Origin of the sequence: Clostridium tagluense (assembly GCF_003865095.1) — a bacterium.
Classification (GTDB): domain Bacteria; phylum Bacillota; class Clostridia; order Clostridiales; family Clostridiaceae; genus Clostridium_AD; species Clostridium_AD tagluense.
Map to the genome: position 1 here is coordinate 57761 of NZ_BHYK01000012.1, position 26448 is coordinate 84208.

27 protein-coding genes and 1 pseudogene are annotated in these 26448 nt (G+C 30.7%); 13 read left to right on the forward strand and 15 right to left on the reverse strand.

Annotated elements, in window-relative coordinates; genetic code table 11:
* The first annotated feature begins 17 nt into the window (after nucleotides 1-17).
* The 6 genes from Ctaglu_RS12200 to Ctaglu_RS12220 all read left to right on the forward strand — a co-directional run bounded on the left by Ctaglu_RS12200 (nucleotide 18) and on the right by Ctaglu_RS12220 (nucleotide 5444).
* Entirely contained in the window at nucleotides 18-860 is an 843-nt protein-coding gene (locus tag Ctaglu_RS12200; RefSeq protein ID WP_125002013.1) for a phosphatase PAP2 family protein, read from the forward strand.
* Nucleotides 861-976: 116 nt separating this feature from the next.
* On the forward strand, nucleotides 977-2182 hold the full coding sequence (locus Ctaglu_RS12205) for a transglutaminase domain-containing protein (RefSeq protein ID WP_207669474.1): 1206 nt from the start codon (nucleotides 977-979) through the stop codon (nucleotides 2180-2182).
* Between the two features lie 67 nt (nucleotides 2183-2249).
* Nucleotides 2250-2576, forward strand: coding sequence for a DUF1904 family protein (locus Ctaglu_RS12210; RefSeq protein WP_125002017.1), 327 nt, complete (start codon nucleotides 2250-2252; stop codon nucleotides 2574-2576).
* A 155-nt stretch (nucleotides 2577-2731) separates the two neighbouring features.
* Nucleotides 2732-2863 carry a hypothetical protein gene (locus Ctaglu_RS26195; protein WP_267901277.1) on the forward strand — a complete coding sequence of 44 codons (132 nt, stop codon included), beginning with the start codon at nucleotides 2732-2734 and terminating at the stop codon, nucleotides 2861-2863.
* Nucleotides 2864-3188: 325 nt separating this feature from the next.
* A complete protein-coding gene (gene cysS / locus Ctaglu_RS12215) occupies nucleotides 3189-4595 on the forward strand; it encodes a cysteine--tRNA ligase (RefSeq protein ID WP_125002019.1) in 1407 nt (468 codons plus the stop codon).
* 195 nt (nucleotides 4596-4790) lie between these two features.
* Nucleotides 4791-5444 (forward strand): lysoplasmalogenase, encoded by a 654-nt coding sequence (locus Ctaglu_RS12220; protein ID WP_125002021.1) that lies wholly within the window; start codon nucleotides 4791-4793, stop codon nucleotides 5442-5444.
* A 119-nt stretch (nucleotides 5445-5563) separates the two neighbouring features.
* Here Ctaglu_RS12220 and Ctaglu_RS12225 read toward each other — a convergent pair whose 3' ends face one another.
* Both Ctaglu_RS12225 and Ctaglu_RS25205 read right to left on the reverse strand, forming a co-directional pair.
* Complete coding sequence (locus tag Ctaglu_RS12225; RefSeq protein WP_125002023.1) at nucleotides 5564-5773, reverse strand: OB-fold nucleic acid binding domain-containing protein; 210 nt, start codon at nucleotides 5771-5773, stop codon at nucleotides 5564-5566.
* A gap of 384 nt (nucleotides 5774-6157) precedes the next feature.
* On the reverse strand, nucleotides 6158-6301 hold the full coding sequence (locus Ctaglu_RS25205; RefSeq protein ID WP_185732692.1) for a hypothetical protein: 144 nt from the start codon (nucleotides 6299-6301) through the stop codon (nucleotides 6158-6160).
* A 235-nt stretch (nucleotides 6302-6536) separates the two neighbouring features.
* On the opposite strand from Ctaglu_RS25205, the gene Ctaglu_RS12230 reads away from it, so the two are divergent.
* From Ctaglu_RS12230 to Ctaglu_RS12245, 4 genes are all read left to right on the forward strand, one after another.
* Entirely contained in the window at nucleotides 6537-7934 is a 1398-nt protein-coding gene (locus Ctaglu_RS12230) for an MATE family efflux transporter (protein WP_125002025.1), read from the forward strand.
* Nucleotides 7935-8100: 166 nt separating this feature from the next.
* The gene (locus Ctaglu_RS12235) at nucleotides 8101-8595 is read left to right on the forward strand and encodes a hypothetical protein (protein WP_125002027.1); all 495 of its coding nucleotides are present in this window, start codon (nucleotides 8101-8103) and stop codon (nucleotides 8593-8595) included.
* 94 nt (nucleotides 8596-8689) lie between these two features.
* Entirely contained in the window at nucleotides 8690-9520 is an 831-nt protein-coding gene (locus tag Ctaglu_RS12240) for a type I phosphomannose isomerase catalytic subunit (protein ID WP_125002029.1), read from the forward strand.
* Nucleotides 9521-9787: 267 nt separating this feature from the next.
* Nucleotides 9788-10297, forward strand: a complete 510-nt coding sequence (locus tag Ctaglu_RS12245; RefSeq protein ID WP_307720487.1) for a peptidylprolyl isomerase — start codon at nucleotides 9788-9790, stop codon at nucleotides 10295-10297.
* Between the two features lie 147 nt (nucleotides 10298-10444).
* On the opposite strand, the gene Ctaglu_RS12250 is transcribed toward Ctaglu_RS12245, so the two are convergent.
* Nucleotides 10445-10864, reverse strand: a complete 420-nt coding sequence (locus tag Ctaglu_RS12250; RefSeq protein WP_125002034.1) for a hypothetical protein — start codon at nucleotides 10862-10864, stop codon at nucleotides 10445-10447.
* 66 nt (nucleotides 10865-10930) lie between these two features.
* Nucleotides 10931-11374 (reverse strand): cell wall hydrolase, encoded by a 444-nt coding sequence (locus tag Ctaglu_RS12255; protein WP_125002134.1) that lies wholly within the window; start codon nucleotides 11372-11374, stop codon nucleotides 10931-10933.
* A gap of 376 nt (nucleotides 11375-11750) precedes the next feature.
* On the opposite strand from Ctaglu_RS12255, the gene Ctaglu_RS12260 reads away from it, so the two are divergent.
* The 3 genes from Ctaglu_RS12260 (at nucleotide 11751) to Ctaglu_RS12270 (ending at nucleotide 16744) form a co-directional block, all read left to right on the forward strand.
* Entirely contained in the window at nucleotides 11751-12926 is a 1176-nt protein-coding gene (locus tag Ctaglu_RS12260; protein ID WP_125002036.1) for a serine/threonine-protein kinase, read from the forward strand.
* 244 nt (nucleotides 12927-13170) lie between these two features.
* Nucleotides 13171-15255: a methyl-accepting chemotaxis protein gene (locus tag Ctaglu_RS12265; RefSeq protein ID WP_125002038.1), complete on the forward strand. Its 2085-nt coding sequence runs from the start codon at nucleotides 13171-13173 to the stop codon at nucleotides 15253-15255.
* 262 nt (nucleotides 15256-15517) lie between these two features.
* Nucleotides 15518-16744, forward strand: coding sequence for a C40 family peptidase (locus Ctaglu_RS12270; protein WP_185732693.1), 1227 nt, complete (start codon nucleotides 15518-15520; stop codon nucleotides 16742-16744).
* Between the two features lie 76 nt (nucleotides 16745-16820).
* On the opposite strand, the gene Ctaglu_RS12275 is transcribed toward Ctaglu_RS12270, so the two are convergent.
* The 11 genes and pseudogenes from Ctaglu_RS12275 to Ctaglu_RS12325 all read right to left on the reverse strand — a co-directional run bounded on the left by Ctaglu_RS12275 (nucleotide 16821) and on the right by Ctaglu_RS12325 (nucleotide 26445).
* Nucleotides 16821-17912: a DUF3810 domain-containing protein gene (locus Ctaglu_RS12275; protein ID WP_125002042.1), complete on the reverse strand. Its 1092-nt coding sequence runs from the start codon at nucleotides 17910-17912 to the stop codon at nucleotides 16821-16823.
* A gap of 75 nt (nucleotides 17913-17987) precedes the next feature.
* Complete coding sequence (gene mscL, locus Ctaglu_RS12280) at nucleotides 17988-18380, reverse strand: large-conductance mechanosensitive channel protein MscL (RefSeq protein ID WP_125002044.1); 393 nt, start codon at nucleotides 18378-18380, stop codon at nucleotides 17988-17990.
* A 166-nt stretch (nucleotides 18381-18546) separates the two neighbouring features.
* Nucleotides 18547-18903: a NifB/NifX family molybdenum-iron cluster-binding protein gene (locus Ctaglu_RS12285; RefSeq protein ID WP_125002046.1), complete on the reverse strand. Its 357-nt coding sequence runs from the start codon at nucleotides 18901-18903 to the stop codon at nucleotides 18547-18549.
* Between the two features lie 32 nt (nucleotides 18904-18935).
* Nucleotides 18936-19769, reverse strand: a complete 834-nt coding sequence (locus tag Ctaglu_RS12290) for an Mrp/NBP35 family ATP-binding protein (protein WP_125002048.1) — start codon at nucleotides 19767-19769, stop codon at nucleotides 18936-18938.
* 120 nt (nucleotides 19770-19889) lie between these two features.
* The gene (locus tag Ctaglu_RS12295; protein ID WP_125002050.1) at nucleotides 19890-20336 is read right to left on the reverse strand and encodes a DUF134 domain-containing protein; all 447 of its coding nucleotides are present in this window, start codon (nucleotides 20334-20336) and stop codon (nucleotides 19890-19892) included.
* Between the two features lie 218 nt (nucleotides 20337-20554).
* A pseudogene (locus Ctaglu_RS12300) lies at nucleotides 20555-23022 on the reverse strand (CoA-disulfide reductase).
* 37 nt (nucleotides 23023-23059) lie between these two features.
* The gene (locus Ctaglu_RS12305; RefSeq protein WP_125002135.1) at nucleotides 23060-23344 is read right to left on the reverse strand and encodes an ArsR/SmtB family transcription factor; all 285 of its coding nucleotides are present in this window, start codon (nucleotides 23342-23344) and stop codon (nucleotides 23060-23062) included.
* Between the two features lie 34 nt (nucleotides 23345-23378).
* A complete protein-coding gene (locus tag Ctaglu_RS12310; RefSeq protein WP_125002052.1) occupies nucleotides 23379-23702 on the reverse strand; it encodes a rhodanese-like domain-containing protein in 324 nt (107 codons plus the stop codon).
* Between the two features lie 161 nt (nucleotides 23703-23863).
* The gene (locus tag Ctaglu_RS12315; protein WP_125002054.1) at nucleotides 23864-24079 is read right to left on the reverse strand and encodes a hypothetical protein; all 216 of its coding nucleotides are present in this window, start codon (nucleotides 24077-24079) and stop codon (nucleotides 23864-23866) included.
* A 55-nt stretch (nucleotides 24080-24134) separates the two neighbouring features.
* A complete protein-coding gene (locus Ctaglu_RS12320) occupies nucleotides 24135-25247 on the reverse strand; it encodes a GerAB/ArcD/ProY family transporter (protein ID WP_125002056.1) in 1113 nt (370 codons plus the stop codon).
* 61 nt (nucleotides 25248-25308) lie between these two features.
* Entirely contained in the window at nucleotides 25309-26445 is a 1137-nt protein-coding gene (locus tag Ctaglu_RS12325; RefSeq protein WP_125002058.1) for a Ger(x)C family spore germination protein, read from the reverse strand.
* Nucleotides 26446-26448: the final 3 nt, after the last annotated feature.

The following is a 26448-nucleotide window of genomic DNA, read 5'->3' on the forward strand; positions in this document are numbered from 1 at the left end:
ATGGATTAGGAGGAAATATGCAGATTGAAATTATTAAATTTATACAATCTATAAAATCACCATTTTTGGATGTTTTTTTTCAAATAGTTACAATGACTGGAGAAGAGTATTTTTACATTATTGCAGCCGCTACAATATTTTGGTGTGTAAACAAAAAGTTTGGATATAAATTAGGCTTTGCATTACTTACAAGCACAATTGTAAACACCACGCTTAAAGATATAGTAAATTTAGCAAGACCCATAGGTGTGTCTGGCATAAGCTCTTTGAGAGTAGAGACTGCTACAGGACAATCTTTTCCAAGTGGACATACTCAAGCTACTGCCATGTTTTGGGTCTCGTGGATTATTCAGGTGAAGAAAAAGTGGATGTATATAATGGGAATATTAGCTATTATATTAGTTGGAATTTCAAGATTATATCTTGGCGTACATTGGCCCATAGATGTAATTGGCGGAATAGTAGTTGCGATTATATGGGTTTTTATATCCAATTATATTTTTGAATATGCCGAAACTACTGGGAGAAAATGGGCGTTAATGATAATTGTTGTACCTATGCTTATTGGAATGATATATTTTAGAGAAAAAACTTATTATACAATATCAGGAACAGTGTTGGGTTTCTATATTGGATACATTATAGAATCAAGGTATGTGAAGTATGATGTTAGAAATACTAGGTTAAAGCAAGGAATGAAATTGGTGTCTGGATTAACTATTCTCATAACATTAAAAAGTATATTAAGGGTAATTTTGCCTATCAGCATATTTGCTGATTTCTTCAGATATTTTGTAATTGGATTGTGGATTACAGTCGGAGCACCCTCTATATTCAAAAGATTTGGTGGACATGTTTAAGCATTATATTATTTAATATTGAAATTTAAATGCTTGTAGACAGGTTATAGAATATAGGCTAAACTTATTATAAGGACAGAGAAATAGAGCGTATTTTATAAAAAAGAGGTGCTAATGTGAAATATCATAAAAATATGTTGAAAAAAGTATGTATCTTATTATTAATTTTAATATTAGAAACAATTAATTTACATTTAATGTCAGTAGATGCATCAGCAATAGAACTAAATGGCAACTCAGTTATAGCATATAATGATTTAAATGTGGAAAAAACAGCATATTCATTACAGGATTTAAATAGTATTTTAAAAAGTCAGTTAGCGCAAAGAGAGACAAGCTTTAACATAATTTACAAGGCTGATACCATCAATCTAAAAACTATAATTGAAACTGATATTGATGAAATTTTAAAAGCTGATGATTATTTAGAAAGTTGCATAAAGTCATATCAATGTAGCTATAAAGGATATGAAAATGATGTTACAATAAATTTTACTTTTAGTTTTTATACCACAAAAATACAAGAGGATTATGTAAGTTTGCAAGTAACTGAAATCCTCAAAAATATAATAAAAGTTAGTATGAATGATGATCAAAAGGAAAAAGTAATTCATGATTATATTGTAGCACATGTAGCTTATGATACTACACTTAGTAGATTTAGTGCTTATGAAGCATTAAAAAATGGAACAACGGTGTGTAGTGGGTATGCACAATTAGCTTATAAAATGTTAAATGAGGTAGGCATTGAGACTAAAATAGTTTTAGGAAAAGGCAATGGTGAAGATCATGCCTGGAACTTAGTAAAGCTTAATAATATATGGTATCATTTAGATTGTACTTGGGATGATCCGGTACCAGATATTAAAGGTAGAGTACTTTATAATTATTTTAATTTAAATGATAAAAAGATTTCAGAGAATCATATATTTGAAAAATCAGACTATCCTGTAGCAAACCAAGTTTATAATGCTAGATTACCAGTATTCGATGAAAAACAATTTGTGCAATGGAATAAAGTAGATAGTAATGCTGTGGTTATGTCCACAAAAGAATGGAATATTAACTTTAACAAGGAAATTGATGAATTGAGTCTAAAGGATAAAGTATTTATATGTAGAGAAGGAGAAAACTCCAATTTTCCTATAACACTTCAGCTATCTGAAGATAAGAAAACTGTGAAAATTACTCATAATATACCCTTTGAACTTGGTAAAAATTATATCTTATACATAAGTAAGGATATGAGTGGCTTATATAATTATATAAATTTAAAAACTTCTCTGAAAATGGGTTTTAAAATTTCAAATCAGAAAAATTAATTCTTTGAATTAGTAAGTACAAGGTTTAAAATAGAAAATGAGATAATTTAAAAAGGAGTTGATAGATATGCCACAGTTAAAATTGCAAGGTGTGGAAGTAAATGATATTTGTAAAATTAGTATAGATATGTTACAAGAAATGCAAGAACTTCTTGAATGCCCTAAAAATTATTTTACTTTTGAATGTGTTAGTTCAACATTTGTTATGGAAGGTGAAATAATAAAAACATATCCCACAGTAGAAGTCGCATGGTTTGATAGAGGTCAAGAAATTCAGGATACTATGGCTAAAATAATTACAAAGTATATTCATTCGGCTGGGTATAAAGATGTGGACGTTATTTTCAGGATTTTAGAAGAAAAGCGATACTATGAAAATGGAGAGCATTTTTAGAATTAGACAAATAAAAACACTATTAACATTAATAGAGGATTAATGTTAATAGTGTTTTTTTAAATCTATAGATTTTAAATTAATAAGTGAAATAGAATATAATTTTTAAAATAGCAAAACATATAAACATAAATATAGATAAGGGAGATGTTTTTATGCCTAAAGATAGTCAACCTGACAATAAATTTTCTAGATTAGTTAAGAGTAACTATGATACTCCAATAACAAGAGAAACTGGAAAAAATCAAAATGCTACAACAAAAAAACAATCTGCTGACAGAAACTAAAAACAGAGCATATAAACTTTTGTTTATATGCTCTGTTTTTAGTTTATAGGAAAATATAAAAGTAAAAGTAATTTAACAAGTTTGTTCCTAGTTTTAAATTATATAATTTCCTAAGAAATAAAATAATATTGTGATAATTTATTGCATTATCTTAATATTATGTTAGAATTTATATATATATTTTTTAAAAAGCAGAAGGATTAATTTTGCTGTTGTTAATACTTTGAAGCTACAGCATACCTGTGGTTTTTTTATATTTTTAATTATTGTGTGAGTTTGGGGAAGTCGTTTATACTATTGTACTATTTAAGAAGGAGTGAATATATTGAGTTTTTACGTTTATAATACTTTGACTAGAAATAAAGATGAGTTTATACCTTATAAAGAAGGTAAAGTTGGAATGTACACATGCGGACCTACAGTTTACAACTATGCACATATAGGTAATTTAAGGACATATATTTTTGAAGATGTGCTTAAAAAATCCTTAGAGTATGTAAATTATAAAGTCAAGCATGTAATGAATGTAACTGATGTAGGGCACCTTCAATCAGATGGAGATGAAGGCGAAGATAAGATGGCCCTGGGAGCAAGTCGTGAGCATAAAACTGTGTGGGAAATCGCTAAGTTTTATGAAGATTCTTTTTTTGAAGATTGCAAAAAACTTAATATAAAAAGACCAACTATTGTATGTAGAGCCACAGATCATATTCAGGATATGATAGATTTAATAAAGAAACTTGAAGAAAAGGGCTATACTTATGTTTCTAATGGAAATGTATATTTTGAAATTGATAAATTTGAGGATTACACTAAGCTTGCAAATATTAGTATTGATGAACTGAAAGCAGGAAGTAGAATAGAAATAGATCCTAATAAGAAAAATCCACTTGATTTTGTATTATGGTTTACAAATTCTAAGTTTTCTAACCAAATTATGCAGTGGGAGTCACCCTGGGGTAGAGGATTTCCAGGCTGGCATTTAGAATGTTCGGCAATGTCTATTAAATATATTGGTGAATACTTAGATATTCATTGTGGAGGAATAGATCATATTGCTATACATCACACTAATGAAGTAGCTCAATCCGAAGGGGCGCTAGGACATAAATGGGTAAAATACTGGATGCATGCAGAGTTTCTAGTAGTAGATAGTGGTAAGATGTCAAAATCTACTGGTGATTTCTTAACGGTAGCAAAACTTGAGGAAGAAGGCTATACCCCTCTTGATTATAGATATTTCTGTCTTCAATCTAAATATAGAAAACAGTTAGTGTTTACTTTTGAGAGCTTAACTGATGCTAAGAAGGGACTTAAAAAACTTAAAGAGAGAATTTCCAGTGTTTTAATTTCTATTGATGAAAATGATATAGTAAATGCTGAGAAAACTTCCGGTTACAAAGAAAAATTCGCAGTTTGTATCAGTGATGATTTAAACATAGCAAATGCTTTCACGGTACTTTTCGATGTTTTAAAAGACGATGAGCTTAATAATAAAGAAAAAGCTATACTTGTAGAAGATTTTGATAAGGTATTGTCATTAGATCTTATGACAACTCAAGATGTAGACTCAAATGTAGATGAGGAGCTTATAAATAAGCTTATAATTGAAAGAGCGCAGGCAAGGGCCAGTAAAAATTGGGCAAGAGCAGATGAGATAAGAAATGAATTTATAACTATGAATATTGAACTTCTTGATACTAAAGAAGGAACAACTTGGAAAAAAAAATAAGTTCGAATTAGTAAAGTACCTATGAGAAATCATAGGTACTTTATTTTAGCTTAGGGTTAAGGCAATTTTAGTAAAGATAAAGATATATATAAGGTTGAATTAAATTAAATTACAATTTATAATAATTAAGAGATAGATTGTAAATATAATTCAGTTACATAAGATGTATATTATAAGTTGAAAGGAGTTATTTAATTGACAAGTAAATTAATAATTGGGGGATTATTTTGTATAATATTTGTAATGCATATGGTTTTTACTAAGAATGAATATAATAAGGGGCGCTGCTATACAAAACCATTTTTAATGCCATTACTTTCAATTTATTATATAGCAAGTGTAGCGCAAGTTAATAAATTCATTGTGATGGCATTAGTATTTGGTTTTATGGGTGATATGTTTTTAATGTGGCCGGAAATGAAAAACAATTTTGTATTAGGCCTGGTCGCTTTTCTTATAGGTCACCTTTGTTATGTTTTACTTTTTTTACAGGGCATTTCCTTTGTAAAAGATATACCAGTCTGGTTTTACCTTATTATCATAATATATATTATGGTCGCTTTCGTTGTAATGAAAAAATTGACAATGTATTTAGGCAATATGAAAATACCTACTTACATATATATGGCAGTTATTTTATTGATGAGCTTTGCTAGTTTAGCACGTATTTGGGTTATAGGTATGAGTATATGGTTTTTCCTTCCGTTTATTGGGTCATTATTGTTTTTATGTTCAGATGCTATGTTAGGATTTTACACTTTTAAGGGTAAATTTAAAAATGGAAATATATATATTATGCTAACTTATGTTTTAGCTCAATCATTAATTGTTGGCGGATATTTGTACTAGATGAAATTAATAAAAATATATGCAATTTATTATTTAAGGAGCTATTCTATCTCTATCCCTTGAAAATAGAGTAACTTTGCGTACATTTCAAATACCTAAAAGTTGAGCGGTTAATCGCTCTAGTATCCAATTACTTCAACTACAGACTCAAGTTTTAAACCTTTGATATCTATAGTCTTTTTGTCTAGCACACATTGAACTACACCAGACCTGTCTCTTATTATTAAAAAAGTTATTTTACCCATTTTTCTTATTTTGTGTATCCAACCTTGGATTTTCACCTTTTCCCCCATATGTCGATAAAGATTTTCTGTTAATAAACGTTCCATAAATATGTCCTCCTTTTAAAATGTTTTTAATATTGTAGCATGGTAGATGATGATTTAATTGATATAGCTTATATCAATTAAAAAATCCCTGAGCATAAACATTGCTCAGGGACCAGAAATTCCCACGGTACCATCTTTGTTAATCATAAATAATTGATTCACTTTATCCCTTTAATGGAGGAAACCGATACACTCTAATAACTCAGAAGTGAGATTTCAAATGCACAACATCGAGATGTCTTTCAGTATAATGATTCTTATTAGGTTTACACTATCCCTAACTCACTTAAAAGATTTCATCAACTTACTATTCTCATCATAGTTTTTACAATAATTGCTATAAATTTTAATAATAACATTTTTGTTTATAATTGTAAAGTGAAATTATTCTATTTTACTGCCCTTTGAAGCAGCTTGGATTTTTTCGTCACTACCAAGTGATTTTGGTAATCTAGCATCATCATTTTTCTTAATCATAATTTGCTCTTGAGTAGTATAATTATAGTTTTTTGAATCTTTTCTTGCCATAGGTATTACCACCTTTCTAAATTTTAATAAGATATTATCAATACTATTTAGATTAGTTTCTCCAATATTTAGAGTATAATGCGTCTAAGTTATTACTAAAAACTTTACCTTTTAGTATTTTTTTATTTGATTAACTGTAGAATTACAAATGTTTTCCATAATAATAGAAATTAGGGTGCTAATGTGATAAAATATTTAGAGTGTCTAAATATTCCAAAATAGGAAGTGACAAAAAATGCTAAATGCTTTAGTGGTAAAAATCAAAATTATGATTTTTAAAATGAAAAACCCTAGATCAAAAGAGGTTTTTAATATCGCTTGGCCTGTTTTAACAGAATTATTACTGGGGACCTTATTTGGTATGATTGATATGATTATGCTAGGAAGAATTAAAGACACAGCTGTAGCGGCTGCATCTGTAGCAGCAGTGGGAATTACTAATCAGCCATTATTTATTGGCTTATCTTTAATTCAAGCCTTAAATATAGGTGGAACGGCAATTGTAGCCAGGTACGTAGGTTCAAAAAGACTAGATAAAGTTGAAAATACTATTAAACATATTATTTTGTTAAGTCAAGTATTTTTTGCCTTACCCTTAAGTATAATTGGATTAGTATTTACTAAGGAAATAATGGCTTTTATAGGGGCTCAATCTGATACCCTATTAGTAGGAGTAAATTATTTTAGGGCCATTATGGTTGGATTTATATTTCAATCCTTTAATTTTTCCTTATCAGCGGTATTAAGAGGTGCTGGTGATACTAAGACTCCAATGAAAATAAATTTAAAAGCTAACTTTATTAATGTTTTTGGAAATGCAGTTTTAATTTATGGATTAATAGGTTTTCCAGCTTTAGGTGTAACGGGAGCAGGCATATCTACAGCAGTTTCCAATATGATTGCAACTGTTTTATTATGTACAAAATTATTGTCTGGAAAGTGTATTATTAAATTCAATATTAAAAGTCATTTTAAATTTGATAAGAATATAATGTATAACCTAATTAAGATTGGGATACCAGCGTCTCTAGAACAAATGGCAATGCGAGTTGGTATTATGATATTTATTAAAGTGGTTGCAGGACTCGGTACCCTTACTTTCGCAGCTCATCAAATTTGTTTAAGTATACTGGGGCTATCATTTACACCAGGGCAAGCATTTGGAATCTCGGCAGCTTCTCTAATTGGACGAAGCTTAGGAGAAGGTAAACCGGGCAAAGCTGATGAGTATGGAAAGGAAGCTAGGAGAATAGGATCAATAATATCTTCTATAATGGCAATAATACTATTTGTTTTTGGTCCACAATTAGTAGGATTATACACTAAAGATCCAGAAATTATAAAAATGTCATCTACTGCTTTAAAAATAATTGCATTTGTACAACCATTTCAATCCTCTCAATTAATTTTAGCAGGAGCATTGAGGGGGGCAGGGGATACAATATGGCCATTAGTTTCTACGTTTATTGGTGTAATTGGCATTAGAACAATCCTTGCATATATTTTTGTGAGTAAATTAGGGCTTGGTCTTTCAGGAGCTTGGATAGCAGTATTTGTTGACCAATTTATAAGATGGATATTAATATATTCAAGATATAGAACTGGAAAATGGAAACACATAAAATTGAGATAAATAAGATGGGTGGTTAAAGGTGTTTTATTAAAAGCTTTCTTTAATGGTTCCTTACTTTACTTTTTATAATGCACTATAGGATAATTTAGTTTATAATATTATGTGTAGTTGAAAGTAGGGAGATCAATATTGTTAAATAAAATAATTTAGATTTGAGGTGAAGAATATGGATAAAGTAACTTTAAAGGCTTCACTAGTAATTGGAATTATTGGTGTGATTTTAATATCCGTTATATATTTTAGACCGGTGAGCATAGAAAGAAACTATAGTGCATATATATATGCTGAGAATAGTGAATTTCAAAAGCCAACAGAAATTAAACTTGTTGGAGAATTAAAAAAGAAGTTATCTTTAAATTATGTATTTACTGGAAGCATAGAAGTGGATGGTATTAAACAACAAGTTATTTTAAAGAGAATATGTGCGAAGAACAATATTTTTAAAAGTAGGGGGTATAGTGCTTTTATAGAGACTAAAAACAGTAAAACAGGAAAATATGAAGTCATTGGAACATTTGATACATCAAAGGACTTTAATGAGATAATTATAAGACATGGTAAAGTAGACAGTAAATATAATGGTAAATTTAATATTTGCGGTCCAAGTAGTACTAGAGAAGAGGCAAAAACTATTGTAGCGAACATGGGAAAAGATAAGTAAACTGTATTATTACAGTTTTGAAAATATGAAAGAAACCCTGTATTTTAAAGAGCTTAGTTTATAATTTAGATTATTAAGGCTTTGGAGGAATGTAATGGCTAAAGGATTAACCTTGAAATTAAAGCCATACTTAAGCAAAAAAATATGGGGATGGGAGAAATGGGTACTTTCATGCCATGAAGAGGGGAACTCTATAATAGAAGAAGGAATTTACGAAGGCCGAAAATTATCTTCGGTTTTAGGGTGTGGTAGTAATTTTCCTATATTAAATAAAATTATAAAAGCAGAAGCTACACTATCAGTGCAAGTACATCCAAATGATGGCTATGCTAAAAGGGTTGAAAATGCAAATGGGAAAACAGAATGTTGGTATATATTAGAAGCAAAGGAAGGTGCGACTTTAGTATCAGGAATAAAAAGGGGCTTAGACAAAGAAAAGCTAAGAGAAATTATAAGAGAAGGCAAATTAGAGGACTATTTAGAACGAATTAATATCAAAAGAGGGGATTTCATCTATATCCCAGCAGGAACAGTACATGCCATAGAAGCTGGGGTTAAGCTTATTGAAGTGCAGCAAAACAGTAATATTACTTATAGACTTCATGACTGGGGACGCGGAAGGGAACTGCATATAGAAAAGTCATTAGATGTTATAGATTATGGAGATGAAAATAAAGCTGGGAAGATTAGTAAATTTGACAAATTAGAGACACCTTATTTTAAAGTGGAAAAGATAATTGTCCATAATAATTATATGGATGTGGTAAATGAAAGTTTTCATAGTTACATTGTAACAAGTGGCGAAGGAGTAATAAAAGCTAATAATGTGCAAATGAAATTAAAAGAAGAAGAGACAATTTATATATCCAAAGGAACGGAGTATATACTAAAGGGAAATATAGAATTAATAAAATCCAGTTTGTAGGATTGTGGCCAAGCAGGATTTTTAATTATATATCTAAAAAATAAGAAGGTGGTTTATAAGATGAAAAGAATGAAATTTTTAAAACGAGTAATGGCATTATTTACATTGGTTTTTGTGGTTTTTTTAGGAGGTTGTACTAATAAAGAGCAAGCTAAGGTTGATAGTACTCCCCCGGTAGTGGAAAAGGTAGAACCTGCAAAGGAAGTTAAAACAGCAATTAAAACAGAAAAAACAGCAAAGGACAAAAACCCCTTGGTTACTATAGAAATGGAAAATGGCTCAATTATAAAGGTAGAATTATACCCAGATATTGCACCTAATACTGTTAGAAACTTTGTTTCACTAGTTCAGAAGGGGTATTATAATGGATTGATTTTTCATAGAGTAATACCAGGTTTTATGATACAAGGTGGCGACCCAAATGGAACAGGTAGTGGTGGACCAGGGTATTCAATAGCTGGGGAGTTTAGTAGTAATGGCTTTGAGAATGCTTTAAAGCATGAAAGAGGAGTAATTTCTATGGCTAGAGGAGAAGACAATAACTCAGCTGGGTCACAATTTTTTATAGTGGTTAAGGACAGTAGTTTTTTAGATACTAAATATGCTACTTTTGGTAAGGTTACAGAAGGTATGGAAACGGCAGATAAAATAGTTGCTGTAGAAACTGAGAAAAAAGACCAAACTAAAAAAGATAAACCTATAAAAGATCAAAAAATGAAAAAAGTTACTGTGGACACCTTTGGAGTAAAGTATGGTGAAGTAGAAAAGGCAAAATAAAGTATAAGAGACGCCATTAGTAAAGTAACATTACTAGTGGCGTCTCTTATGTTTTTAAGATAAGAGTTTTTGTGTATTGCAATTAAATTTATATGTTTTTTTGATTTCAACTTACAATTAATACGAGGACTTTCACTATTTTTTATTTTATGGCATACATTTATTAGTTTGATCAGCAAAAACTGTAACAAATTTAATAGAGTAGATATCACACATTATTAAATTATTTGTACCAGTTTCCTTAAGGACAATAAAACTAATTCCAACTTCTTGTAAAGTTCCGCCTCTATCTTGAAATGTATTTGTTCCAAGTAAAAAAGAAACCCTGATATACTTACCAATTTGACCTTGCAACCAACCTTGATTATAGAGTGGATTATTTACTATGGGGGGAACGGGTGGAAGTTGAAAGTCCTGGTTAGTATGAGGGGTTTGGGGTATAGGGTTCTGCCTTGTATCATCAGGCGTATCAAAATCTGGTAAAGGCATCATTGGAGGTTCAAAAAACATAGGGCCATTATTCCAGGTTGGAGTTCCATTAAAATTATTAGGTGGTACTATAAACATAAAATATCCTCCTTAAAAAATTATATTTAATTATAATATAAAGGTATTATTAGTAATGATTTCTAATTAAGTTGTAAAATACTTTGCTGTGGGATTATAAAAGCAATGTTGAGCTACACTAACTTGATAGGTGCCACTACCATTAAAAGGGAATTCATATGGGCAACCTGGTGCAAAGGGATTAAAGTACCACAAGGAAGAACCAGTGGTATATAATCTATTACCAGATAGAGCCCAATCAGCAATATCATAATGAATTTGTTCTGGTGGACTTGACCATATGGTCTGTGGGTTAGACATGCCACCAAGTACAGAAGCTACACAATCAAATTGTCCTGGCTGGAATATAATCTTTCTTAAATCACCTTGACCTAGCCTAAGATATTCACCATCTGATACATTAACTCTGTTCATAACTACAGAGGCCACGGCTTTCATCCCGTTTTCTCCTTCCCCACCAGCTTCACACTTTATAATTCTAGCCAATAATTCTCTAGCACTGTAAGCCATCATTAGTCATCTCCTCGATTTACTTTACAGTAGTATTATATTCATGATTTTAAAAATGGTACTTGAAAATTAAAATAAATTGCTACATTAAAGAGAGTGATTTATCATAGGCATCTAGTAAATCAAATGAAAGTTTGATATAATTAATTTGCATTTGCGTTCTCATTTAGTGAGATATTATTATTTGTGATAAACCAATAATAGCAAATGCGTTTTTTATTTGTACAAACTTGCACATAATAAAACATATATATTTATATATATATTGATGTTGGACAAGATATATGACTATAAAGAAAATACCCCTCTAAAATTTGGTGGTTATACGTATATATTAAATAGACAAGTTAGGAAACATTTATATAAGAGGTGAATTATGTTAAACAGTGGATATATATTAGACCGGAAATATGAGGTAATTAAAACTTTAGGTAAGGGTGGTATGGGCACCATTTATTTATGTGAAAATAAAAGGCTTGGAAACCTGTGGGCTATAAAAGAAGTAGTACAAGATATAAAAAATACAGGCATTTTAACAGAAGCTAATATTTTAAAAAATCTAAACCATGTGGGGATTCGTAGAATAGTGGATATATTTTATGAGAATAATAACCTTTACATGGTTCAAGACTATGTAGAAGGTCAAACTCTAAAAGAGTATGTTAAAGAAAATGGTAAAATGAATACAGAAAAAACATGCAGGATTACATCGGATTTGTGCGACATTTTATGCTATTTGCACAATCAAAAACCAGCTATTATATATAGGGATATAAAACCATCTAATATAATGATAACACCTAGTGGTAAAATTGTGTTAATAGATTTTGGTATTTCAAAAGTTTATAAGAGTGACACAGAACAAGATACAGTGAGTGCAGGTTCTAATGGGTTTGCGGCTCCAGAGCAATATGGTCTAGGAAAATGTTGTGCTCAAACAGATATATATGGAATTGGGATGTTAATTTATTTTATGGTCAAAGGAAAGATTCCAACTACAGGCATAGAACCTCTTTTGGATGAAAATTATGAGGCGGATATTGATGGTAAAATAAAGGTAATAATACAGAAATGTGTTAAAATCGACATTGTGGATAGATATATTTCAGCTGAAATTTTAAAAAAAGAGATTTTAGAAGTATTAAAAGCTGATAAATATGAAAAAACGGTGATTTTTAATAATTATAATAGTAGCACCAAAGTGTTTATTAAAAAAGATAAAAGCAAAACTTTGGACAAGAGTAAACTTAAGAAAACTATTAGCGGATTTTCTGTTTTTGCAATTGCAATTTTAGCAAGTATTTATATTCTATATGGTAATAAAAAAGAAAGTATAGATATGAAAACTAATGATACACCACAAATAGTGAGCCCCATAGTAGGATCTTCAAGTGTAGAGCAAGAGGCTATTAAAAAATCTGTTATAGTCCCTGTTAAAGAACCTACTGTAGTCCCAAAAAAAAGCACTACGGCCATCACACAAGATAGCAATATAAATGCAATAATGCCACCACAATCAAAAATTAAGGTAAAAGGAAAGCGGAAAAAATAAACAGGCACATTCAAGAAAAGTAATTGAATTTTAGTGGCTGTTTTTATTTATTTTCATTTGTTTTATGTTTTTAGTAAGTATTAGTGATTAATAGTAGTGAAATTAACTAAACCAAAATCTAATTCGACAAATAAATTGAAATACACTAAAGTTTTTCAGAAAATAATATAAAGATAATATAGTTATATTCGAATATATAATTATAAATGTTATTATTATATGTAATAATGTAAGGAGTGAAGACATGTCTAAATTTACAATGAAAAGAAATATGAATTTTACAAAGGTTAAAAGTATTAAGATCTTAATACTTATTTCCATTTTACCAATAGTTTTAATATCCTTAGCAATAATGGGTATTTTTACCAACTATACTTCTAAAAAACTTATAACTACAGAAATTGAAAATAGGATGAAACATCAGTTACAAGAAACTATTAATCTAATCGATAGGGATATGCAAAAACATGCTCAAATAGCAGTTGATTTAGGAAAATTTATTGGAACTAGTAGATTGATATTAACCAAGGCGGAAATCACAAAAACCCAAAAGGAAGTACTTTCTACTAATGAAGCTACACTAGGAGTGGGAGTGTATTTTGAACCATATAAATATAAGAAAGATATAAAATTCTTTGGACCCTATGTATACAAAGATGCCGGAGTTTCAAAGATTACCGATAAGTATGCTACTGAAAAATATAATTATCCAGCACAACCTTGGTATACTTTAGCCAAAAATATTGAAAAAAATGTTGCTTGGCAGGAACCTTACTATGATGATGAGTTGAAAATGGCTATGCTAACAACTGCTGCACCAATATATGGTGATAATAAAGAATTTTTAGGTGTAGTAACTGCTGACATGAGTTTAAAGACTATACAAGAAAATATTAAAAGTATCAAAGTAGGTCAAACAGGAAAAGCAATATTAATGGGAAAAGATGGAACATATTTGGCAGGTGTTTCTGAAAAATTAGTTATGAAGATTAAGGCTACAGAAGATAAAAATACTAGTATGGCAAAACTAGGAAAAGATATTTTACAAAACAAAGAGGGAATATCTTCTTTTGAAGATGAAAATGGAAAAAACATTACATATTATAAACAAATACCAGAACTTGGATGGAATGTAGTGTTAACAATTCCAGAAAAGGAGCTTTATGCTCCAATTAATAAGCTATTGTTTAGTATAGTTATACTAAGCCTAATTACTTGTTTATTAGTGACATTGGCAGTTGGTATATTCAGTAAATATCTTACTAAAAATGTTAAAGAGGTGAATGACCTTTCACATTCAATTGCAGAGGGGGATTTGACCCAAACAATAAATGTTAAAAGTGAGAATGAACTAGGATCAATGGGAACCAATTTAAACAAAATGAATAATAACTTAAGAGAATTAGTTCAAAAAGTTACAGAAAGTTTAGAACAAGTAGTTGCAACGTCAGAGGAACTTACAGCAAGTTCTGACCAAACACAACAATCTGCAGAACAAGTTTCTCTAGCCATTCAACAGGTGGCATTTGGTAGTGGAGAACAAGTTAATATAGCTAATGATACAACAAAAATTGCAGAAGAAATATTTACAGGTATGGAACAAATATCAAATAATGTACAAGCAGTAGCAAATACTTCACTAGAAGCAATTAAGAGAGCGGAAAAAGGTAATGATGTAGTATATTCTGCTATAGCACAAATGAATAATATTCAGGGCAAAGTAGAGGTTTCTACGCAAGCTGTGTCAATTCTTGGAGAAAAATCAAAAGAAATTGGAAGCATAGTCTCATTAATAACTTCTATTGCTGCTCAGACAAATTTATTAGCGCTAAATGCAGCTATTGAAGCAGCTAGAGCTGGTGAGCAGGGAAAAGGGTTTGCAGTGGTAGCCGATGAGGTTAGAAAGTTGGCAGAACAATCTGGATCAGCCGCTGGGAATATATCAAGCTTAATAAATGAAATTCAAAATGAAATAGTAAATGCTGTAAAGGCTATGGATAATGGTAGTAGTGCAGTTAAAGATGGTATAAACATGGTAGACCTGGCAGGTAAATCTTTTGGAGAGATATTAGAAGATATAAATCATATAGCTTCACAAATGCAGGATGTGTCTGCAGTGACAGAGGAAATAGGTGCAGGAACACATAATATGTTAGAGGCCATTGAAAATGTGGCTAAGATTTCTACTGAGTCTTCAGGAAATGCTGAAAATGTAGTGGCAGCATCGCAGGAGCAAACAGCGCTAATGAAAGAAGTGGCTAATGCTGCTGAAAATCTAACACAAATGGCAGTAGAACTCCAAAGTTTAATGAGTAGTTTTAGATTATAATAGTGTGTTAAAAATAAGACTAATTTATTTTGTTACATTTATGGAGCCGTTCTTTTCTAATCTGGAAAATTAGGTTAGTAACGGCTTTACTCATATATTTAATTACTCCTTAAATTGAATTATTTACATAAAATATTCAATTTTTGAAATAATAATACAAATTGCAAACAATAAGTATTAGGGTTTGTACTAATATAGTGATATAATGTTGTTAAAATGTAGAAGTCATAATCATTTTATAACTTTTAATGTGGGGGGAATAATGATGAGAAGAAAAATATTATCTTTAATTATAGCTACTGGACTGACCATGTCTGTGAGTATGCCAACTTTGGCAGCACCACTAACTGAGCAGTTAAATAATCAAAAGAAGCAGCTTCTAGAGCAACAGGGTTCATATACTAAGTTGCAACAGGATTTTGAAAAATTACAGATATCTATTGAGAAGATAGATTTTGATATTGAAAGCATTTATACAGGAATAGATAAAGCAAAAAATGAGATAAATGTTACTGAAAATAAAATAGAGCAAACTACAAAAGATATTGTAGTTGCGGAAAGTAACATAAAGGGCGAGGAAGACTTATTTAATGAAAGAATGAGAGTCATGTTTATGAATGGAGCAGATACCTACTTAGAGATTTTATTGGATTCTAAAGGATTGGAAGACCTTATTTCAAGAGTAGAAAATGTTAAAAAGATTGTAGCATATGATAACCAAATTATTAGTGAATTGAATGTGAAAAAGCAAGATATCGAGCAAAGAAAAGAATCTCTTAATGACAATAAAAGAAAAATATTAACATTAAAAGCTGATAATGAAAGTAAATTGGACAAGCTTAGTACAAAGAAACAGGAACAAGGTAAATTAATAGTAGAAGCTGAAAAACAACAAAAATTACATAAGAATGAAATAACAGAAACTCAGGCACGGCTTGGAAGTACTATGAACCAAATAAAAGATGCAAATCAAGCGTCTAAATATGAGGTAGCAATAGCTACTAAAAAAGCTTCTGAAATTACCCCATCAAGAGGTATAGTAAGCGAGATAGTAAAAAATGAAACAAAAGACGAACCTAAAAATGAACCGAAAGATGAACCCAAAGAAGAGGTAAGTCAACCACAAAAACCATCATCAGGTAATTCAAGTGAAGTAATAGCTTATGCGCAAAATTTCCTTGGTACACGCTATGAATGGGGAGCAACAGGGCCAAATACATTTGATTGTTCAGGTTTTGTTCAATATGTATATGCACATTTTGGAGTTAGCACAGGGAGGTCTACCTATGATCAGATAACTGCGGGAGAATTTGTATCACGGGGAAATTTACAAGCAGGAGATTTGGTCTTCTTTGGATCAGGAAGTCCTCATCACGTTGGTATTTATCTGGGAGATAACTCGTATATACATGCTCCAAGTACAGGCGATGTAGTTAAAATATCGGCATTAACAAGAAGTGATTATTTATCTGCTAGAAGAGTTAGGTAATAAATTGTAAAATAGAATAAAATGATTTAAATCAAGTAAAAATACAGGCATATTTGTGTAAACAAAGCTGCCTGTATTATTTTCTGTATTCTGCAAGAAGTAAATCCACCATTGCTCCGTAACTTTTTGTTCCCAATCCTTGGTTTTGAGATTTAAGATAAGTGTCGTTAATTTTATCATTTATTTTTTCTATAGGACCAGAGTACTGATTCCAAAAATCTTGGTTGTACTTCAAGTCATTAAGTACAGCCATGCTACAGGTAGAAATCAATGCATTATATTTTTCAGTGTCACTTTTTCTTAATGCATTAAATGAATAAGATAAGGCTGAAAGCACTCCAGAATATTGAAAGTTTATATCAGGATGCTTTATACAAGCTATATATGCAATATAATTTGCTTCATCTTCCTTGGCAAATCCTCTTTGGTGAGCCATTTCATGAGCTGTTGTAAAGGGAAGGAAGGAATCAGGTTCTGCCATATTAATATTTGCTTCGTTTGTAAAAGGGAAATAAAAGCCTGTAATTCCTGTATAACACATTGGAATTGACAATAATATGCCCTTAGGTGTTCCGTAGTTACCTTTTAATTTAGGATATTTTATTGAGGCGTTATCATATCCTAATTGAGCAGTTTTTAGGATGTGTTTTTTGTTATAGGGAAGTTCCATTACACCGTACTGATTTTCCTTTATTCTTGCTCTAATAGTATTTGAATTATTTATAAGGACTTTGCATAGATCAGCAAGTTCTTTTGAAGATGACGTGCGAACATTTAATTGGAATACTTTATCTAGTGTAAGTCTTTGATAATTAAATCCCCATAAAAGTTGGAATGAAAAATATACTAATCCCGTTATTGCCAATATATTTAAAATAAAGTTTTTTGAAATTTCTAATCGTCTATTTTTGCCTTTAAATAAATTGAAAATTGTTTTTAAAACGTACCATAATATGAAAGCTGAAAAAGATACAATTATAATTTCGGCAAGAGAAAAGGGTAAAAATCCTGTGATCAAACTTAAAATATTAGCAATTATTTTATACAAAAACGAAGAATAGAAGGTTTCAATATAGTTTGGAAATATTGTAGATATTTGCGAAAGTATAATACCTAAGGGTAAAAGTAAAATTAAAAATGATTGCTTATTAAATGAAAATTTCTTCAAAAAAACACCTTCTTTATATAATTAATTATATGAAAAACTCCAAGTGTAAATTTTACTTGGAGCTTTTTTATATTATTATTTTCCTTTTAGTAAGTCTCTAATTTCAGTTAATAATAATTCTTCATTTGAGGGTTTAATAACAATAACTTCTTCAGCTTTTTTCTTTTTAATGGAGGTTATAGCCTTTATAAAAATAAAAAGTGAAAATGCGATTATTAAAAAATCAATAATAGATTGAATAAATAATCCGTATCTAATTGATAACTCTAACGTTCCAGCTACAGCTGGATGTATAACGTATTTTAAATTAGTGAAATTAATTCCACCTAATAGTAAACCGAGTATAGGCATTATAAGGTCATTTACTAAAGAGGTAACAATTTTAGAAAATGCCGCACCTATAACAACACCTAATGCTAAATCTAAAACATTTCCTTTAAGAGCAAATTGTTTAAATTCTTTCAACATATATGTAGCACTTCCTTTCAAATTCTATTTTACCAATTTAAATATAAATTATCAAAGGTATTTTCTGTGAACAATATAAGTTTATAAATTCTATATTATATTTGTTGCTCATTATTTTAATTGTAGGGATAAAAGAAGAAAGGAGCACGGCTGTGCTCCTTTCTATTTATTGGTGATGGTGTTCACCATGATGATTGCAGGTTACATCTTTATCTTCTAATGTTCCATTAATATATTCCTCAATGACTTTTTTATATTCGCCAGATGCTCCTTTTATTACTTTAAGGCCATTCTGCTTTAAGCCGGTAATTGCGCCTGCACCAATTCCACCAGTAATGACTACTGTAGCTCCATGGGCTGTAAGTAAGTCTGCTAAGCCTTGATGCTGATGTGCAAGCTCCACTGAAGATATTTCTTCAACGCTTACAATTTTGTTATCTTCTATAGTTGCAATTACAAAACTTTCACTTTTTCCAAAATGCTGGTTTACCATATTTCCCTTATTAGGTAATGCTATTTTCATATTTTTTTCCTCCATTTTTATATTGAATATATTTATTTTTTATTTTCTATGTTACTTATAATTTTACTTATAATATTTTCAACTATTTCTGTTAATTCAGTATTTAGCTTGTATTCACCTTTGTTAGAAATATTAACAATTTCTCTACACATTGGAATTTCACCAAGCAAATCTAGTTGATTTTTATTTAAAAATTCATCTATATTTGCTGATTCAAAGATTCGTATTTTATCATTGCATTCTGGACAAATAATATAGCTCATATTCTCTATTAAACCTATTATGTCTATATTAAGTTTGTGAGCCATGTTTACTGCTTTTCCAACGATCATCGACACTAAATCCTGTGGCGTTGAAACCATTACTATGCCTGTAATTGGTATTGATTGCATTACAGTTAGTGCAACATCTCCTGTACCAGGAGGCATGTCTATAATTAAATAATCAAGTTCTCCCCATATAACGTCAGTCCAAAACTGCTTAACAACCCCAGAAACTGCGGGTCCTCTCCAAATAACTGGATCCTCTTCATTTTCCACAAGAAAATTCATTGAAATAACATCAATACCCTCTGTGGTTCTAACGGGTACAATACCCAATTCATTCATTAGTGGTTTTACATCCTTAATACCCAGCAGCCTTGGTATACTTGGGCCTGTAATATCAGAATCCATAAGTCCCACCTTATAGCCTTTTTTATTAAGTTCATGTGCAATAAGAGCAGATATTGTTGATTTACCTACACCACCTTTTCCACTCATGACGCCTATAATATTCTTAACCTTATTTAATGGGTTATTTTCTATGCTACATGTGTCTTTGCTATCACACTTATCATTTGATGGACAACTTTTGCAATTAGCCATATACTATCTCCTTGTGTTTTTATTTGTCATATGCCATCTATATTATAATGCTAGCATTTATTATTGTCAAATGCCAATAAAAAAATATTTATTTAGAGCGAAAACTTATAAATTTATTTCTCATCTATTATCTGATTTATTGCATTGCCTATGACAAAAATTACTTCTTTTATTACAAGTCACATCTTGCGAAGCACAGGCAGGACAAATTTTTCGATCTTCTTCATATTTTATTTCATAGGTCTTCTCACAGGATATACACCTAAATTGACATACATTTCTTGTATAGTTTCCACCACTTATATTTATTGCTTTTCCCTCTATTAAAGCTACAGCAATCTTTTTTCGTGCACTATCAATTATATTTTGAAAAGTTTGTCTTGAAACTTGCATCCTTTCAGCACATTGTTCCTGATTTAATTCTTCAACATCTTTAAGTCTCATGGCTTCAAACTCTTCAACCTTTATAAGTATTTCTTCAATCTCACATTTTCTTCTACCTGCGGGGACGAAGTATGTATACTCTGGTAAATTTTCTACTCTTCTATTTTTAACCGGTCTTGACATTAATATTCTCCTCATTTTTCATATATTTTTTAAATCCACAATGTTCTTTATTGGTGGCATACGCTAATAAAATATTACAACTGATTAATACTAATGTCAAATAAAAATATTCACTATACAATTTATAAAAGTAAATAATATTTCGATTCAATCAAGAATAATAAAATTACTGGAAGAAAAAAGAAGCATGGAAATACTAGTCCATACTTCTTAAAATGTTAAATAAACAAATTTACATTGGAGTCTTCAGCCTCACCTAAGTAATAACCGACTCCGCCAATTTTTACTCCATCAATGAGTTCCTCTTTCACAATTCCCATAACGTCCATGGACATTGAGCAAGCAACTACTTCTACGCCACTATCCATTGCTGATTTTATTAGGTCTTCAAGAGAGGTTATATTCTTGTTTTTCATTACGGAGCGAATCATTTTTGCTCCAAGACCCATCATGTTCATTTGGGAAAGTTTAAGCTTTTTACTTCCTCTTGGCATCATAAATCCAAACATGGAATCTACTAAGCCTTTTTTTACAGATACTTTTTCAGGTTTCCTTAAGATATTAAGACCCCAGAAGGTAAATAATATGGTAACTTTGCTACCCATGGCAACTGCCCCATTTGCAATAATGAAGGCAGCAATTGCTTTATCTAAGTCACCACTAAAAACTACCATGGTTTTATTGTTTTTTTCTACTGTATCTGATGCAAGGTATTTATTTACTTTTGTGAGATTGTTACTTTTTTTTTTATAAAGGCATAAACCATACCTTTTTCTTTTCTTAAATCTAACAATTCATTGTTTGTTTTGTTACACCAAGATTTAATATCCTCATAAAAGCCAGGGTCAGAAGCTGTAACTTTTAATATTTGGCCATCATTTAATTCGTCAATACTAGCTTTTACTTGCATTAGTGGTCCTGGGCAACATAAACCGCAAGCATCTAAGATTTTATCATAATTATAAATGCCTTTATCTACTCCGTCTTTTATAACTTGAGTATCAGGATCTAAAATCTGCCTTTTTGGTGTATCACCTTTATTTGGGGTGAAATTTGAAATTGAAACTGATTTATATCCCCCAGTTAAGTTTTTAACCTTAAATTCATTTTGAGCTAAAATTCTTGCAGCTACATATCCGCGAAGTCCTACCTGACAATATTCAAGGATTTCCTTATTTTTATCAAGTTCACCAATTCTTTCTCTTAAACTATCTACAGGAATGTTTATGGCACCTTTCATATGTCCATTACTAAATTCCATTTCAGTACGAACATCCAGTACTATGGCATTTTCTTTATCGTAGGCCATAAACTCATCTGTGGTCAATACATCCATTCTTCCAGCTAGTACATTTTCAGCTACAAAACCTGCCATATTTATTGGATCCTTAGCAGATGAGAAAGGTGGTGCATAGGAAAGTTCAAGCTCTGTTAAATCAGTTACTGTTCCTCCTAGGCGTATAACTGTAGCAAGCACATCTATTCTCTTGTCCACTCCATCATAACCCACAGCTTGAGCTCCTAGTATTTTTCCTTCCGCAGTAAAAATAAGCTTTAAAGTCATTGAAAGAGCGCCAGGGTAGTAAGATGCATGACTTGCAGGATGAACGAATATAACTTTATACGGAATATTAAGCCTAGTTAGTGTTCTTTCATTATTACCTGTGCTTGCAGCTGTTAAGCCAAATACCTTAATAATTGAAGTTCCTTGGGTTCCCTTATAAGTAGTGGCAAGGCCTGCTATATTATCGGCGGCTATTCTACCTTGTTTATTTGCAGGACCAGCTAGTGGTATTGCAGTATTTGTTTTGTTTATAAAATCTACAACTTCAATAGCATCGCCTACTGCAAATATACATTGTGCATTAGTTTCCATTTTATTATTTACTAAAATATGACCCCTAGCCCCTGTTTTAATACCAGCTTCCTTTGCAAATCCAGTGTCTGGAATTACACCTATAGCTAAAATAACCATATCGGCGCTTAGTTTTGTTCCACTATTTAAAGTTATTTCAATGCTATCTTCATTATCTTTAAAAGCCTTTACTCCATCGTTTAATAGTATTTCCACACCATTATCAGAAATTTCCTTTTCAACAGTTAAAACCATATCTGTATCAAAAGGAGCCATTATGTGAGGAGCAGCTTCTACTATAGTAACACTCAGGCCTCTTTGTTTTAAGTTTTCAGCCATTTCTACACCAACATAGCCTCCGCCAATAACTACAGCAGTATTAATACCCTTTTTATCCACATATGCTTTTATGTTATCAGTATCTGGTATATTTCTTAAAGTGAATATTCTCTTACTATTAATGCCTTCTATATTAGGTTTGATTGCTTTTGCTCCAGGTGATAAAACTAAATAATCATAGCTTTCTTCATAGGTACCACGAGTCTTACTATTAACTGTTACAGTCTTTTTGGCAGTGTCAATTCCTACTACATCACTGTTGTTTCTTACATCTATATTAAATCTTGCTTTCATACTCTCAGGTGTTTGTAATAAAAGTTTATCTCTATCTTTTATTACTTCACCAATATAATAAGGCAGTCCACAATTTGCAAAGGAAATGTATTCATCTCTTTCAAACATAATTATTTCTGCATTTTCATCTAGTCGTCTAAGTCTGGCTGCAGTTGAAGCTCCACCAGCTACTCCACCTACAATTAATACTTTTTTCATAACAAATATTCCTCCTTTTACGTTTTAAATCTATTTATCAATTCAATATCAAAATTGAATTTATTAACTTTATTATTCTTTCATCTTTAATTTTATAGTTAACTTCAAGGCCATGGCGAGTACCTTCTATTACACCAGCATATCTTAATTTCTGTAGATGCTGAGATATAGTAGATTGAGGAATCTCAAGGCAAGACTGCATATGGGAAACATTACACTCACCTTGATCTAATATACCTTTTACTATGCATAACCTAATAGGGTGTGCCAATACTTTTAGAATCTCAGCAATTTCATTGTATTTTTTATAATCTGTATCCATAGCGCTTCCTCTTTCCTGAATTTTCATATTAATATTATCTAGTTATATTGTATCTCCAAGAGGATAAGCCACGAGTGAGATGGTAAATGTTTTTAAAAGAATTGTTTGCCAAAGTATCAACGGCTCTGGGGCTTCTTCCACCAGATGCGCAATAGACAAGGATGGGTTTGTTTTTATATTCATCAAGTTCAGAAAGCGACCTAGGAAGAATCTGAACTGGAAAAAGCTTTGCTCCTGGAATGTGACCATCATCATACTCTTCTTTAGTTCTTACATCTAAAATAACAAATTCATTATTTTCGCTTATAAGTTTATAAGCTTCTTCTGCAGTAACATTTTTAATAGTTGAAGTTAACACAATATATGCCTCCTTAAAAATACAAGTCTATGTATTGTTATATTACAATATTACGATATAACAATATAATAACATATATAAAACAAAAGCAATAGAAATATAAAAGTTTATTAAATGTTTCTATATGCCATAATATGCTATAATCAATCATAATAAAAAAACTAATTATTTTTACCGAATACTGCTTCTACAATGTATTTTATTCCATTTGATGGACTTGGTAACTGTACCCCTAAAGTTAGAAGAACGTTAATTATCATTGAAAATATAATAAGAGAAAAATAAAAAAATATTTTACCACTATTTTTTTCTTTTAAAAGTGGGATAGTTTCAAAAAACATAACTATGATATATGAAATAATTACAAGTAAAAACATCTCTAGATTCTCCTTTTATTATTTTCCTAGGTTAATAGGTTCATTTATTTTACAACTACCCTTTATTTCCAGTAGTTACGCTTGTAGCTACTAAAATTCTACTTCTAATCTCCGCCACAACAAAAATAATTAATGGTATTATAACTTCAAAAACAAAGGAATAATATGGCCATATATTAGAAGTCCAGAATGACATTTCCATGATACTTTTGTAAACGAAAAAAGAGAAGCTTAACATTAAAAGAGCTACAGGTGTTGTAATAAATTTGTAATCATCAAAGCCAAAGACCTTCGAAATTCCATTGCAAACTGCAAAAATGCAGATACACACTTTAACGAAGATACATACTAAAAAAATAATAACTGCTAACATTTCAAGTCTTTCAAGCAATTCACCCAGGTGAATAAGGCTTATTGCAATGGGAGAGGGGAAATATACTCTGGATATGGTATTACTACCTAATATTAAAGTATTTCTTAATGTTGATAAAAGTATAAGCCCTCCACCTATGAATAAGCCTAGTATAAATGTTTTTTTGTAATTTTTAACTTTGGATATATTTGAAAATACCATTGTAAAGATTACGGTTTCACCCAAGGGATAAGAAAAACTTGAGAAAGCACCTTTTAAAAGTGCTGTGACACCATTGTTTAGTATTGGTTTTAATCTGCTTATATTCATTTGTGGAATTGCTAATATAGAGATAGTTAAAAATATTAGAATTACAACCCAAATGAAGAATTCAGACCATCTTCCTAAGACCTCAATACCTTCTTTTGTACACCATATAAGTAGTATAGTAAAAAAAATCATAGGTAATACTACCGGTGTTTCATCGAATACTAAAGCACTAGTAAAGTCTGATAAGGTTCTAAGAATTAAGGTTCCATCATGAAATGCAAACCATATCATTAGTATACTTATTAAATTCCCTAGAAACTTCCCCATAAGGATTTGTAGTATATCAAATAAATCTTTTCCAGGGAATAAGGATAAAATTCTAGAAAAGATAAGTAACAATATAATAGACCAGGTTATAGCAATAATTACTGCAATCCAGGCATCTTGCTTTGCCTGCCCGCCAGATCCTGCTAAAAAACTACTTCCAATTATGAAAAGTATTATAAGTATTGTAGCTTGCCTTTCAGAAATAACTTCATTTTTCATTTTTGCCTCCCACACTATTTACTGCTATAACAAAAGGTAAATAACGAGCTTATTGTTTTGATTATTTTTCTAATATAATAGGGGAGTTTGTCGAACCACTGCCCTTTATTTGCAGGTGTACGTTAACTTGGGTTTTTACGTTAGTAAAGATATCTTTTTCGTTTTTTTTGAAAATTTCACTTACTTTTGGTTTTTCTTTATCGAAAATTTCTCCAAAACCTAAAATATCACTTTCATAATCTTTTTGTAATTTACTAATTAAAGACTGTATCTGGGACTTGATTTTATTTTCTGCTTCCTCCTGAAGTATTTTTAAGGGTTCCTTTTGCATAAAATCCGTAGTTCCTCCAATTTCAGCTATAGTTACGACCGGGTATATATCTATTATAAGTGATACTATTCCATTGTTATAAAGGGGAGTTAATTTAGTCTTATTTTCATGTATTCCTAAGGTTACAAAAGTGTCAGAACCGGAAACGTTTTTTATAACAATTACTCCTTCTTTTAATTTGTTTTTAATCATAAGCATGTATAGGGTTTCGTTCCCATTTAGATATCCTATAAGTTTATCTGATTTAAAAATGGCAGAGCCTTCTAGATGAGGGGATATAGTTCCGTTATTTAGTTCATTTTTAACTATAGCTACTGTTTCAGACTTTCCTATTTGAGATAGTCCATCTATAAATGACCATAACCTTGAATCAGTAAATTTAGAAAGTGTTTTTCCTGACTTCATGGTCTCGTCAAGATGAAAGGAAGTTACTTCATTAAGCCTAACCTTACCTTCTAGAATTTCGGAAGCACTATTCCCCTTTGCTATTAGCATCCACATATCTGATCTAACGTCGGAGGATCTATCAACCCAATCAATTACAGGAATTATACCTTCCCTTGCTAAAGAATCACTTATTATTACTACCTTTGCGTCACTCCAAAAGAGTTTTAAACCGGTTTTTTCTATGGTATCTCTCACCGCGTTAAATATACTGTCACCTTCGGATTTGTAAAGCTCAGAACTGATGATTGAGGATACACCTTGCATTTGTGTGGTTATAATTTCTGTTGTAACAATATATTTATTTGTTATTACATCTTTATCTATTGCCATACCAGCTACTATTGCTAATTTATTTATTTCTACATAATTCCAGCACCCGCATAATATGATAGGGCACATAGCTATTAAAAAAACTACCATTAC

Excerpts from the sequence above, each read along its gene's own strand:
- Ctaglu_RS12200 (WP_125002013.1), top strand. The coding sequence starts at position 18 with ATGCAGATTGAAATTATTAAATTTATACAATCTATAAAATCACCATTT.
- Ctaglu_RS12210 (WP_125002017.1), top strand. The coding sequence starts at position 2,250 with ATGCCACAGTTAAAATTGCAAGGTGTGGAAGTAAATGATATTTGTAAA.
- Ctaglu_RS26195 (WP_267901277.1), top strand. The coding sequence starts at position 2,732 with ATGCCTAAAGATAGTCAACCTGACAATAAATTTTCTAGATTAGTTAAG.
- Ctaglu_RS12225 (WP_125002023.1), bottom strand. The coding sequence starts at position 5,773 with ATGGAACGTTTATTAACAGAAAATCTTTATCGACATATGGGGGAAAAG.
- Ctaglu_RS25205 (WP_185732692.1), bottom strand. The coding sequence starts at position 6,301 with ATGGCAAGAAAAGATTCAAAAAACTATAATTATACTACTCAAGAGCAA.
- Ctaglu_RS12230 (WP_125002025.1), top strand. The coding sequence starts at position 6,537 with ATGCTAAATGCTTTAGTGGTAAAAATCAAAATTATGATTTTTAAAATG.
- Ctaglu_RS12235 (WP_125002027.1), top strand. The coding sequence starts at position 8,101 with ATGGATAAAGTAACTTTAAAGGCTTCACTAGTAATTGGAATTATTGGT.
- Ctaglu_RS12240 (WP_125002029.1), top strand. The coding sequence starts at position 8,690 with ATGGCTAAAGGATTAACCTTGAAATTAAAGCCATACTTAAGCAAAAAA.
- Ctaglu_RS12245 (WP_307720487.1), top strand. The coding sequence starts at position 9,788 with ATGGAAAATGGCTCAATTATAAAGGTAGAATTATACCCAGATATTGCA.
- Ctaglu_RS12250 (WP_125002034.1), bottom strand. The coding sequence starts at position 10,864 with ATGTTTATAGTACCACCTAATAATTTTAATGGAACTCCAACCTGGAAT.
- Ctaglu_RS12255 (WP_125002134.1), bottom strand. The coding sequence starts at position 11,374 with ATGGCTTACAGTGCTAGAGAATTATTGGCTAGAATTATAAAGTGTGAA.
- Ctaglu_RS12260 (WP_125002036.1), top strand. The coding sequence starts at position 11,751 with ATGTTAAACAGTGGATATATATTAGACCGGAAATATGAGGTAATTAAA.
- Ctaglu_RS12265 (WP_125002038.1), top strand. The coding sequence starts at position 13,171 with ATGTCTAAATTTACAATGAAAAGAAATATGAATTTTACAAAGGTTAAA.
- Ctaglu_RS12270 (WP_185732693.1), top strand. The coding sequence starts at position 15,518 with ATGATGAGAAGAAAAATATTATCTTTAATTATAGCTACTGGACTGACC.
- mscL (WP_125002044.1), bottom strand. The coding sequence starts at position 18,380 with ATGTTGAAAGAATTTAAACAATTTGCTCTTAAAGGAAATGTTTTAGAT.
- Ctaglu_RS12285 (WP_125002046.1), bottom strand. The coding sequence starts at position 18,903 with ATGAAAATAGCATTACCTAATAAGGGAAATATGGTAAACCAGCATTTT.
- Ctaglu_RS12290 (WP_125002048.1), bottom strand. The coding sequence starts at position 19,769 with ATGGCTAATTGCAAAAGTTGTCCATCAAATGATAAGTGTGATAGCAAA.
- Ctaglu_RS12295 (WP_125002050.1), bottom strand. The coding sequence starts at position 20,336 with ATGTCAAGACCGGTTAAAAATAGAAGAGTAGAAAATTTACCAGAGTAT.
- Ctaglu_RS12305 (WP_125002135.1), bottom strand. The coding sequence starts at position 23,344 with ATGGATACAGATTATAAAAAATACAATGAAATTGCTGAGATTCTAAAA.
- Ctaglu_RS12315 (WP_125002054.1), bottom strand. The coding sequence starts at position 24,079 with ATGTTTTTACTTGTAATTATTTCATATATCATAGTTATGTTTTTTGAA.
- Ctaglu_RS12320 (WP_125002056.1), bottom strand. The coding sequence starts at position 25,247 with ATGAAAAATGAAGTTATTTCTGAAAGGCAAGCTACAATACTTATAATA.
- Ctaglu_RS12325 (WP_125002058.1), bottom strand. The coding sequence starts at position 26,445 with ATGGTAGTTTTTTTAATAGCTATGTGCCCTATCATATTATGCGGGTGC.